The sequence below is a fragment of the Marinisporobacter balticus genome (assembly GCF_004345705.1).
Classification (GTDB): Bacteria; Bacillota; Clostridia; order Peptostreptococcales; family Thermotaleaceae; genus Marinisporobacter; species Marinisporobacter balticus.
The window spans coordinates 35,103-47,487 of the sequence record NZ_SLWV01000023.1; the positions used below are offsets into that span (position 1 = coordinate 35,103).

11 protein-coding genes are annotated in these 12,385 nt (G+C 31.8%); 3 read left to right on the top strand and 8 right to left on the bottom strand.

Annotation, left to right across the window (positions count from 1 at the left end; all coding sequences use genetic code 11):
* Window position 1 precedes the first annotated feature (1 nt).
* Both EV214_RS13870 and EV214_RS13875 read right to left on the bottom strand, forming a co-directional pair.
* On the bottom strand, window positions 2-478 hold the full coding sequence (locus EV214_RS13870; protein ID WP_132246803.1) for a hypothetical protein: 477 nt from the start codon (window positions 476-478) through the stop codon (window positions 2-4).
* Window positions 475-1,026, bottom strand: a complete 552-nt coding sequence (locus EV214_RS13875; RefSeq protein ID WP_132246805.1) for an RNA polymerase sigma factor — start codon at window positions 1,024-1,026, stop codon at window positions 475-477. Before EV214_RS13875 ends, EV214_RS13870 begins: the two co-directional genes overlap by 4 nt.
* Window positions 1,027-1,343: 317 nt before the next feature.
* Between EV214_RS13875 and EV214_RS13880 the strand changes: the two genes are divergently transcribed.
* Window positions 1,344-2,546: a methyl-accepting chemotaxis protein gene (locus tag EV214_RS13880; protein WP_165916377.1), complete on the top strand. Its 1,203-nt coding sequence runs from the start codon at window positions 1,344-1,346 to the stop codon at window positions 2,544-2,546.
* Between the two features lie 326 nt (window positions 2,547-2,872).
* On the opposite strand, the gene EV214_RS13885 is transcribed toward EV214_RS13880, so the two are convergent.
* From EV214_RS13885 to EV214_RS13910, 6 genes are all read right to left on the bottom strand, one after another.
* Window positions 2,873-3,778 carry a S66 peptidase family protein gene (locus EV214_RS13885; RefSeq protein ID WP_132246809.1) on the bottom strand — a complete coding sequence of 302 codons (906 nt, stop codon included), beginning with the start codon at window positions 3,776-3,778 and terminating at the stop codon, window positions 2,873-2,875.
* 23 nt (window positions 3,779-3,801) lie between these two features.
* Window positions 3,802-4,338 carry a spore maturation protein gene (locus EV214_RS13890; protein WP_132246811.1) on the bottom strand — a complete coding sequence of 179 codons (537 nt, stop codon included), beginning with the start codon at window positions 4,336-4,338 and terminating at the stop codon, window positions 3,802-3,804.
* 18 nt (window positions 4,339-4,356) lie between these two features.
* Complete coding sequence (locus EV214_RS13895; protein WP_132246813.1) at window positions 4,357-4,971, bottom strand: nucleoside recognition domain-containing protein; 615 nt, start codon at window positions 4,969-4,971, stop codon at window positions 4,357-4,359.
* 123 nt (window positions 4,972-5,094) lie between these two features.
* On the bottom strand, window positions 5,095-5,946 hold the full coding sequence (locus EV214_RS13900; RefSeq protein ID WP_132246815.1) for a serine hydrolase: 852 nt from the start codon (window positions 5,944-5,946) through the stop codon (window positions 5,095-5,097).
* A 33-nt stretch (window positions 5,947-5,979) separates the two neighbouring features.
* Complete coding sequence (locus tag EV214_RS13905) at window positions 5,980-7,584, bottom strand: N-acyl-D-amino-acid deacylase family protein (RefSeq protein WP_165916378.1); 1,605 nt, start codon at window positions 7,582-7,584, stop codon at window positions 5,980-5,982.
* 187 nt (window positions 7,585-7,771) lie between these two features.
* Window positions 7,772-9,625: a sigma 54-interacting transcriptional regulator gene (locus EV214_RS13910; RefSeq protein ID WP_132246819.1), complete on the bottom strand. Its 1,854-nt coding sequence runs from the start codon at window positions 9,623-9,625 to the stop codon at window positions 7,772-7,774.
* A gap of 295 nt (window positions 9,626-9,920) precedes the next feature.
* Here EV214_RS13910 and lysA point away from each other — a divergent pair, with 295 nt between their 5' ends.
* Both lysA and alr read left to right on the top strand, forming a co-directional pair.
* Complete coding sequence (gene lysA / locus EV214_RS13915; RefSeq protein ID WP_132246821.1) at window positions 9,921-11,216, top strand: diaminopimelate decarboxylase; 1,296 nt, start codon at window positions 9,921-9,923, stop codon at window positions 11,214-11,216.
* A gap of 18 nt (window positions 11,217-11,234) precedes the next feature.
* Entirely contained in the window at window positions 11,235-12,383 is a 1,149-nt protein-coding gene (gene alr, locus EV214_RS13920) for an alanine racemase (RefSeq protein WP_243116674.1), read from the top strand.
* Window positions 12,384-12,385: the final 2 nt, after the last annotated feature.

The window sequence follows — 12,385 nt, forward strand, 5'->3', positions numbered from 1 at the left end:
GTTAATTCCTCCTTTGATCACATACTTCAAAATGGTTAATAAAATCGGATGTTTTGTTTACTACCTTTTCTGAAAAATTTGTAATTCTATTTGTTTGCATAAAATGCTCTTGACTTACGGCAGACTGTGTAATACTAGGGACTGTATTTACTAAGGTGTAAAAAAATCCACTTCCCATTAAAACAAGTGTTACCATGGCTGCAGCGGTATAATAAATAAATAGGTTTTTGTGTTCTGGTTTGTATTTTCTTTTCATGAAATCGTTTTTTATAGTATTTGCTTCATGGATTATAGAAGCTGTAAAGTCTGGTGAAATCATTTGATGGGCAGATTTGATTTCTTCTTCATCAATGAGTGAGAGAAAGATTTCTAAGCACTGGTCACACATTGACAAATGGTCTTCCATTTTTTCTGATGCTTCAATGGATAAAACACCTTTTTTATAAAGAATCCATTGTATTTGATCATAGTGATTCATCTATCTTCCCTCCATTTCTCTTTGAATAAATGACGTCCTCTATAGAGTCTAGACTCTATTGTTTTTAAAGACGTGCCCGTTTCTGATGCAATCTCTTGATAGCTTTTTCCTTCAAAATAGAATTTTATGATGACATTGCTGTAGATTTCAGGGATATTTTTACAAATCTTATCAATACGGTTTTTGTTTTCCTTTTGAATGAAGATTTCTTCAGGGGTTTTGTATTCCTTATTTCCTTCATTTGACATACTCTCAATATCCACCACCGTCTCTTCGCAGAAACGTTTTGCATTTGATCTTTTCCAGTCAATTGCCTTTGTTGTAGCAATTTTACCAATCCAAGATTTTAAGCTTTCAAAACGATACTGTGGCAGAGAACGATAGATTTGTAAAAAGGTTTCCTGAGCTATATTTTCTACTTCATTATGATCTTTTACAAAATTAAGGATGATGGCAAAGACATAAGCCTTATATTTATCAATGATTCTTCTAAAGGCATGCTCATCACCAGATAAGCATTGTTTAACCAATTCATCATCACAAACCATATCGTCCCTCCTTTCCTGCTCACTAATATAGACGGAGTAAATTAAAAAAATACTGCAAAAATATGAAATTTTTTCTAAATAAATAGTATCATAGTAATATTACAATAGGCTAAGATATTTTTATAATTCAAGAGTTATTTGTTTGAGATTAAAAAATATTATGAAATGGGACATAGTAGCATAAAAGGAGTCAAAAACGTAGGAAAAACATGGAATAATTATAAAAATATTGACATAAAAAGAAGGGAAATGAAAAAATATGTAGAAATTTATACGAAACATAAACAAGTGAATAGTAAATGTTAGGAGGAGAAATCATGTTTTGGAAGAAAGAGAAAGAGATATACTATGATGAAAAGGATACAACCATGAAAGATTTTAAAAATAAGATATCTATTTTAGAGGGCATTCAAAATGCTATGCCTGATCCTTATTTTGCTAGAGATATGGAGTATAATATCATTTTATGGCCTAATTCTATGAAAGCGTTAACAGGGTATAGTGAAGAAGAAGCTAAAAAGATGAAGTGCTATGATATATTTAAATCAGAAGTATGTAAAGATTGTCCTACGCAGAAATGTGTAGAATCCAAGAAATTCTTAAAAGATGCTATGGTTGATATTTATACAAAAAGTGGCGAAAGACTAGTTTCTTTAGTATCTAATTCTGGAATATATGATGAAAATGGGAAGCCAGTAGGCGCTGTAGAGATCGTAAAAGATAGCACAAAATATCAAGATATGATGAAAAATATAGGAGGATTTACAGAACAATTAAGTGCTATTTCAGAAGAATTGGCAGCTTCTTCTGAGGAAGTTACTGCCTTATCAAATAATTTAGAAAATCAGGCTGAGGAAGCGTTAAATGCATCAAAAGAAGGATTAAATGCTGCAGTTGATGTGAATTCTAAATCTAATAATTGTACACAATTTGCAAATAATGTAAAAAACAGCATGAATGAAATTGGAAAGTCTATGCATTATTCTATTGAAAAGATAGATGGATTAAAGCAAAAGTCTGAAAACATTATAAATGTAATTACAGCGATACAAAATATTGCATCCCAGACGAACCTTTTATCACTGAATGCATCTATTGAAGCAGCGAGAGCTGGAGAACATGGAAGAGGGTTTGCGGTTGTTGCTGATGAAATTAGAAAACTTGCTGAAAGCTCTGACGCTTTTTCCAATGATATAAAAGAAACAATTCATGAAATCATTGAATTGGTAAAATCAGCAACAGATTCTATTGGGGCAGTAGATAGAGATTTTAAAAATGGTGAAAATAATATATACGAAATGAGTATCTTAATAGGTCAAATTTCTGAGTCTTCAAATAAGATGTTAAATATTATAAAGAAAATAGAAGCATCTAGTGAAGAAACTTCAAAAATAAGTAAGAATCAAAATGCTTCTATGGAAGATGTAGCAAGAGTCGCACAACATATATCAGAAATAGCGCAAAGAACACAAATAGAATTTGATGATGAATTTCGTAAAATAAAGTATGATACGATGTAAGCATAAAGTATATATTTAAAAGAAAAAATGTATTTATAGATATAAGAAAACAATATATAGTAGACAAGCTTTATCTATACACAATTTGTTGTGGATAGATGTGGATAACTTTTGAAAAACATATAATATTCAAAAGGTTGAGGAAACATTTGTTAATGATCTAGGCATTAAGGTGAGATATTGTTTGGAACAAGGGATGTTGATAATTCAAAACCAGTGGAATAGGTTATTATAGCTATAAAAATGGGCCATATATTGGATATTAACTCCAATATATGGCCCGTTCTCATTTCCTCTTGTCACAAGAATATATTTTAATTATGAACTTAATTTTTTATGATTACTTTTTTATTTGTTGCATCCAATTCACAAACACGTCCTAATGGAAGGGTAATCATGGATTCACAATGGCCTGATTTGAAATTATATATAGTAGGTTTAAAAAATGGTTTAATAATATTGTTAAACACTTCAAAGGCTGTAAACCCTTCAGTATCTTCACAATCTGCAAAATCGCCAAGGATTATTCCTTCACAATCATTCAGTTTTCCAGCTAATCTAAGTTGCGTTAGCATTCTGTCAATACTATAAGGTTTTTCACCTATATCTTCTATAAAGAGAATTTTTCCCTTTGTTTCAATCTCATAGGGTGTACCCATTGTAGTGGCAATCAAAGCCAAATTCCCACCTACTATAGGGCCTTTTGCACAACCTTCTACCATCGTTTTTATGGGATCATTTTTTGGATTGTTTAGTTCGATATCTTCTTCAGCATTCATAACATGAAAAAATGATGATTTTGTAAACTGGTTAAATTTTAACATATTAGAAACAACCATAGGGCCATGATAAGTGGCTAAATTTGCTTTCTGATTAAGGAGCAAATGCAGTGCGGTTATATCAGAATATCCAATAAATATTTTAGGGTTTTTTTGAATCGTGTCCATATCAAGCTGGTCTATCATACGGGCGCAACCATAGCCTCCCCTAATACAAATAATTGCATCTACCTGATTATCCATAAACATGTTATTCAAATCTCTCGCACGTATCGTGTCTTCTCCAGATAAATATCCACCGAAAGATGCATAACAACTATCTCCCATTTTTACTTTAAATCCCATTTCCTCTAAAACAGTTTTTGCCGTATCTGCCTGTTCCTTTGTTACTGGACTTGCAGGAGCAATAACCCCAATAGTATCTCCATGTTTTAATCCTTTTGGAACTATCATGATATTTTCCTCCAAATCATATTTTATTTAAACATTAGATTTGTAACAAATACAGCTGTTAAAAGGCCTACCACATCTGCAATAAGTCCTGCAGGTACAGCATGTCTGGTTTTTTTAATACCAACAGCACCAAAATAAACTGCTAATACATAAAATGTAGTTTCAGTAGAACCATTCATAACAGAAGCCATTCTACCAATCAATGAATCTGGTCCATATGTTGTAAACAAATCATTCATAATACCAGATGCTCCACCACCAGATAATGGTCTCATAAGTGCCATAGGAAGAACTTCTGCTGGCATTCCAAATAGATTTGTTATTGGTGAAACTACGCTTACCAAGATATCCAAAGCGCCAGATGCTCTAAATATACCAATAGCTACCAACATGGCTACCAAGTAAGGTATGATTGTAACCCCGGTTGTAAATCCTTCTTTTGCTCCTTCTGTAAAAGCTTCATAGACTTTTACTTTTTTTATAAATCCATATATAGGTATAATCAAAATGATTAGTGGAATTGCATAAACCGAAATAGTTTCCATAAATTTTACAAACATTATCATCAACCTCCTTAATTAATTTTTTTGTACCGCTTCCTTTTCAGTTTTATTAAAGATAGGCAATTTTTGAAGTAGCTTTACAGCGATAATTGCTGCTATTGTAGATGCAATTGTCGCAATGATTGTTGCTCCAATAATTTCAGTTGCATTTGTAGAACCTGCTGCTGCACGATATGCAACTACAGAAGATGCAATTAAAGTAAGTGATGACGTATTGATTGCAAGAAATGTACACATTGGATTTGTTGCTGTGTCTTTTTCATCGTTTAATTTCTGAAGTTCTTTCATTGCTTTGATCCCTAAAGGTGTTGCAGCATTACCCAAGCCAAAAATATTTGCAGCCATGTTCATTACAATAGCCCCCATAGCGGGATGGTCATCGGGAACTTCTGGAAATAGAAATTTCATAATAGGCCTTAATGCATTTCCTAATGCTCTAACCATTCCAGCTTCTTCAGCAATCTTCATAAGCCCAAGCCATAATGCCATAACCCCTATAAGACCAATAGATAGCTCTACAGCAGTATCAGCAGACGCTAATGCAGCATCTGTTATTACTTGAGCATTTCCTGTAACTAGTGCTACAATGATGCCAATAGCAATAAAACCTAACCAAATTACATTAATCATAACAATTCCTCCATTCTTAAATGTTTTATATATTTTTTATATAAATTATTATCGTTAAAGTTTATTCAATACAAATGAATAAAGTCGATATGTTTACAATTTAAATTTATTTCAATCTCATTGTTATTTCATAAAATAATCAAAAATTGCATTTCCAATTTCTCGCTCCATGAGGATCCCTTGCTTATTGTCAGAAAGATTATCGGTAAGACATACGATAATAATTTTTTTATCTTTAATCGTTAATATTCCAGCATCATGAACGACACCATTGATTTCGCCAGTTTTGTGTGCAAAAGGTAGATGAATTGGATCACAATTAGAAGTAGTGGTATGACATTTTGGACATATCGTTTTATGACATATATATTCACTACAATTACCACATAGAATCAAATTGTCTGATATTCTATCATTATATTGCTGCTTATAAAGTATCTCAAGCCCTTTATTTGCAATGTCCTCATTTAGTTTTTTACATCCTAAAAATTCATTTAATAATATTCCTAAATCTTTTGCAGTAGTATAGCTATAGAGATTAGAATCGGGTATCATAAGTTTACGTGCAAAAAAAGTATTTCCGATGTTAAGAGTTTGAATAGAATCATTAATATTGTCCTTACCTAAAATATCATGAAGTATATTCGTTGCAACATTATCACTTACAGTAATCATAAGTGTGATAAGGTCTTCTAATGTAACTGCAAGTCCAACATGCATAAGCTTTAAAACACCACAACCACCAATTAGATCAGATGATTTTAGTTTATATAAATCATCTAACTTCCGCTTTTTACTTTGTACCTGAAGGAGTGCTTCGTAAAGAATGGCTATTTTGATGGTACTAGCTGCATGAAATCTTCTATTTTCGTTGATCGTTAGGATTTCATTTGTGGAACAATCTTTCATATATAGACCTTTATTGCCATCTATAGCGTTCAAAATATTTTTTATTTTATCTTTCAAATTTTTCATAGGTAACTCCTAAACAATTCTATTATTTTACATTTAATATTTTTTTCTGAGTACTTTACCAGCGAATTTATTTGTAAATTCTCCATTTTTTATAGCGATACTTCCATTAACAATTACGTAATCTATACCTTCTGGTTTTTCAAAAGGCTTCACATATGTAGTTGTGTCTGCAATTTTTTTATCATCAAATAGGACGATGTCTGCATAAAAATTTTCTTTTATTAGACCTCTTTGATGAAGATTAAATTTAGTAGCAGGAAATCCTGTCATTTTATAAATTGCATTTTCTAGGCTTATTGTCTTTTCTTCTCGTACATATTTACCTAATATACGAGGGAAGGTTCCATTGGCTCTAGGATGGACATGCTCTCCGATCTTTGTAGGATCTGAATCTGAACCAAACATGCCATATGGCGAATTCATTATTTCTTTGATATCGCTTTGTTTTATTCCAAAATAGGCAGCGTAGGATTGTAAATCACTACCTATCAGTATCTTAAATGCAGCTTCTATGGGTTTTTTACCAAGTGCTTTCGCTATTTCATAAATTGTTTTTCCAATGAAATGCTCATGATTTTTAGCACTGAGAATAAGTATGTTTTTACTTCCAGCCCATTCTTCTTCTTCGTTTTGCCATTTGTAGTCCTTGCAGATATCTGCGTGCATCTTTTTGAATAGTGCGTGATCTTTTAGTCTTGCTAAAATCTTATCTTTGCCTCCTTCTACAATCCATGATGAGAGAATTACTGTTAGTCCAGTTGAACTTGCTTCGTATGGATATTGTTCAAAGGTTATATCAACATTGCTATTCCTTGCATCATGAATTGCTTGTAAAATATTTTTCACCAGTTGTTCAGAATCTTTGGCTTTTGTTTTAACATGATGTATAATAGCAGGAATATTATTTTTCATAGCTATTTCTATGACTTCATTTATAGATTCCATCCAACGAGTATTTTCATTTCTAATGTGTGATGCATAGATCGCGTTATACTTTTTAAGTACTGAAGAAAGATTTACAAGTTCCTCTGTACTTGCAAAAACACCTGGTGGATAAATGAGTCCAGTACTCATTCCTATAGCACCGCCTTCAATTGACTGTGCCAATAGCTTTTTCATTTTTTCCATTTCCTCTTTATTTGGAGAACGATCATCATAACCCATCACATTGTATCGAATCGTGCCATGACCAACGTAACAAGCATAGTTTGTACCTAAACAACAGTGATCTAGCTGTTCTAAATACTCTGAGAAACTGTTCCAGTGTGCATCTTTGTAATTATTTAACGCAAAGGTTCTATCAAACCATTCTGATTTTTTATTTTCAGATATGGGTGCAGGTGAGATGCCACAACATCCTACGATTTGAGTAGTGATGCCTTGATATAATCTTCTCTTGTTCGTTTGATCCTCAGCTTCTGCAAAAGCAAATGGAACAAGATCAAAATGAGTGTGCGTATCTATAAAACCTGGGGAAAGAATTTTATTCGATGCATCAATTTCTATTGTTGCAGTTGCATTAACTAGATTTCCAATACGAACAATTTTATCACCAGAGATACCAATGTCTGATTTGTACCAAGGAACACCAGCGCCATCGACGATTTTTGCATTTCTAATGAGTAAATCAAAATGCATATGAATGTACACCTCCAAGTATAAAATAGAATAAAAGTACGTTAGTGTTTCAATGGGTTGTAAAATTATAAAGCAAAAATTATGCCACATAATAAATAGGTGCACTATGACTTATTTTGTATCAAGGGGGTAGCGTGCTCTGGATTTTTTGTCCAAGAAAAAATAAAGCACTCCAAAATTATGGAAATTAAAATTTTATATTATATCTCTTGATTTTTTCATAAAATGAAGATTTAGATATATTTAAGTTTTTTATAATGAGATTCTTGTTATGGTTATATTGAATAATAGCATCTTCAAGAGCTCTTTTTTCAGCTATATCTAGCATGTTTTTAAGGGTTAAAATATTGTTTTGTGAGGTGATGTCTTCTAAATATATATGCTCTGGATATAGTATATTTGTTTCACAAAGGGTCATAGCTCTTTCGAGTGTATTTTCAAGTTCGCGTACATTGCCAGGCCATGAGTAGTTTAATAGTTTGTTTAATGCTTCACCTGATAGTTGTTTGTAAGATATATTGTGGAAATTACTTAAATTCTTTAATATATTATTTATTAAAATATAGATATCAGAGGTTCTTTCTCTGAGTGGTGGAATTTTTATCGGGAAAACATTTAGCCTGTAGTATAAGTCTTCTCTAAAGCTTCCATTTTGAACTTCCTTTCTTAAATCCATATTTGTAGCCGCTATGATACGTACATCTATATTTGTTGGTTTGGATGAACCAATTTTATAAAATTTTCTGTTTTGTAAAACGTGAAGTAGCTTCACTTGAATTTCATTAGGGATTTCACCTACTTCATCAAGAAATATAGTTCCGCTGTTTGCCATTTGAAAGTAACCATCTTTACCACTAGGTAAAGCGCCTGTAAAAGCACCACCTACATATCCAAACAATTCACTTTCAAATAGATTGTGAGGAATAGAGCTACAGTTTACTTCTATAAATGGAGAATCACCTTTATACAGCCTGTGGATTTCTCTAGCTAATTGAGATTTACCTGTTCCGCTTTCACCTGTTATGATAACGGTCAGTTTAAAACTAGAGGCCTTGTATGCTAGATATTTTACTTCGTTTATTTTTGCACTGTTCCCAACAAAGTCTTGGAATGAGTTTGGAGGGAAGGTATAATTTTGAGTGATATAGTTGTTTTGAATTTTTTCAAGTTCTGATAGGATTGCATTCCTGTTTTTCAACATCTTATATGGTTCAGATGCATCATTTAAAGTGATAAAAGCTCCTGCCACCTCATGATTATTTTTAATAGTATGAATAGAACATAAAGCAGGGCGTTGGTTTAGTTCATAAAATTTATTTTGTATAGAAGAAAGCTTTTCTTGTAATATTAAATCTAGATCAGATATAAGCGCATCGCATTCTACAATTTCTTCTAGTTTTTTTTCATGCAAATTAATACTACCAAAAGATTTATCTCCCTTAGGTAGAAAAGTATTGCCCTGTAGCAGTCTTCGTATATTTTCTTTTCTTACTGTATATCCTTTGGCTTGAAAAAATTTGATATTTCCAGAGATTTTATCAATAACTACAATATGACCGATAGAATTAAAAAATTTAATAGAATATTTTATACCGTTTACAATAATTACATTTTCTTTTTCAATAGAATCAATATATGCTTCTATATGAAAACCTAAATGATTGGTTTTTATTTTAAATTCGCAAACAGCTCCTAAATTTCGGCAATGTTTATATATGGGTTTGATCTCAGCATTTTTAAATATGCCGATACCTATTAGCGTATCGTTTGTTTTGATATCCTTATCATTTATATTGATTACCTTTAAATCCTCTGGCGTAAGACCACCATCGTCGTTTCCAATATGGTTATCTACTATAACTACTATGTCTCCAGGATTTATTTTTCCGCCTAGATGAGATTTGTGAGGATCTATTATTATGCCTAGCGCTTCTTGGGCGTATTGATTAACCTGCTTAATGTTATGATTTTTGTCTATATAGATAATGCCAACATCGATATTATTGATGATTTGTTCAAAAAGGTGATTTTCAAAGATCATAATAGTTCCTTCCTTTAATATCCATTTTTCGACTATATATTCATTTTATAGCAAGAATTACAAAAATGAAAGGAGGAATGAATTGTTTTTGGAATTTAGGAATCTAGTCTAAAATTATGGACAAATATATGAATCAATAAGATCTAGAGGGTTTCTTAAAATGAACATGTGGGTCTAGGATGACATTGTAAATTACAAATTTCGCTTTGTTAAAGATTCACAAGCTTAAATTGGCATATTTTGTGCATACATTAGTTTTCATATAATACAATATAATTTGAAAGGATAATGTAGGATGATAGGAAAGAAAAATAACACTTTGTATATTGATGGGTGCAATGCAGTAAAGCTTGCACAAGAATATGGAACACCTTTATATGTTTATTCAGAAAGTGACATAGTAGGAAAATGTAGAGAAATTAGAGAATGTTTTTTGAATAAGTATCCAAATACGAGAGCTGCTTATGCTTCTAAAGCTTTTTCATCTCTTGCTATGTATAAAATCATTGAGAGAGAAGGACTTTGCCTTGATGTTGTCTCGGGAGGAGAATTGTATACTGCTATAAAAGCAAATTTTCCAGCAGAAAAAATAGAATTTAATGGAAATAATAAACTATTCAGTGAAATTGAGCTTGCGGTAGATTATGGTATAGGAAGAATTATTGTAGATGGATTAAATGAACTTGATTTAATAGAACAAGTTTGTAAAAGAAAAAAGAAAAAAATAAATATTTTATATAGGATTACACCTGAAGTTGAAAGTGATTCTCATGATTATATCGTTACGGGAAAGAAGGATTCCAAATTTGGTATTCCTTTAGATGAAGACGTGATATCTTATCATATTGAAAAAGCTATTCAATCGGAGTATGTTAATTTTTTAGGGTTCCATTTTCATGTTGGTTCACAGCTCCATGACAATACATCTCATTTAGCAGCATTAGAGACATCATTGAAATTAGTGGAACAATGTAAAAAACAATACAACTACACAATTAAGGAATTAAATGTGGGTGGTGGATTTGGAATAAGATATAATGATGAAGATCATAAAAAACCATATCCATATTTCTTAGAACCTATTATGGCCAGAATAGAAGAATTTTCACAACAAATAGGAATTGAAAGACCTGCTGTAGTAATAGAGCCTGGTAGAAGTATAGTTGGAGAAGCGGGAACTACGCTTCATACAATCGGTAGTATTAAAAACATAAAAGGCATTAGAAAATATGTTTCAATAGATGGTGGGATGACAGATAATATTAGACCTGCGCTATATCAAGCTAAGTATGAAGGAATAATGGCTAACAAGATGGGTGATTCAAAAACTGAAAAGGTAACCATATGTGGTAAATGCTGTGAGTCAGGAGATATATTAATAAAAGATATAAATATAGCACATCCAGAGCCTGGTGATATATTTGCCATATTCTCTACAGGGGCATATGGATACTCAATGGCAAGTAACTATAACAAAAATAATATACCAGCCGTTGTTCTTGTAAATAAGGGCAAGGACTATCTTATAGTAAAAAGACAAACCTATGATGATATGATAAGAAATGAGTTAATACCAGATTCACTTAAGTAAAGCTTGGAGGAAAAAATCATGAAACCTATATTGAGAGATACATTCGTTGAGGTTAATCTTGATAATATTATCTTTAATATAAAAAGCATAAAAAAAATGGTTGGAGGAAACGTAGCTATTGCAGCAGTAGTAAAGGCTAATGGTTATGGACATGGAGCCGTTGGTATAGCCAAAGCTTTAATGGAAAATGGAGCAGATTATTTAGCTGTAGCGGCATTAAATGAAGCCATGGATTTGAGAAAGCATTTTAAGGAGTATAAATTATTCATTATGGGATTTACTCCGGACTCATATTTAGAACATGTAGTTGAAAATGATATAACACAAACCGTATTTTTATACAGGCAAGCTGAAATTTTAAATGAACTTGGAATGAAATATAATAAAAAGCCTGTAGTACATATAAAATATGATACAGGATTTAATCGATTAGGCTTTAGGGACTGTGAAGAAAGTATTGATGAAATAGAAAAAATTTGTAGTCTCAAAAATATTTATGTAGAAGGAATTTTCTCTCACTTGGCACTTGTGGGTAAAAAAGAAGATGAGAAACAATACCATAAATTCATAAAAGCAATAGATTCACTTGAAAAAAGAGGATTTGCATTTAAATATAAGCACATTGAGGATAGTATATCAGCAGTTGACTATCCCAAATATAGAATGAATATGATTAGACCTGGAGCAATTATATATGGGATCAAGGGTTTTCATTATGGAAGCTTAGATTTAAAGCAAGCACTAACATTTAAAACTAAAATAGCTTATATAAAAAGAATTGCTAAGGGAGAAGGTGTAAGTTATGATTATCTATGGAAAGCACAAAGAGATAGTATAGTCGGAACAGTTCCATTTGGATATGCAGATGGGTATCCTAGAAATCTAAGAGATAAGGGTTATGTAACTATTCATGGCAAATGTGCACCAATAATTGGCGTGATTTGTATGGATCAATGTATGATTGATCTGACCCATATACCCGAGGCCAGTGAAGGTGATGATGTGATTATATATGGTGATGGCACAAATAATACACTAGATATTCATACTGTATCACGGCTAGCAGAAACAAATAAAAATGAAATCGTGAGTAGGATTACTATGAGACCACCACGTGTTTATACGAAAGATAACAAAATAGTAAATGTAATCAATTATATTGGATAAGG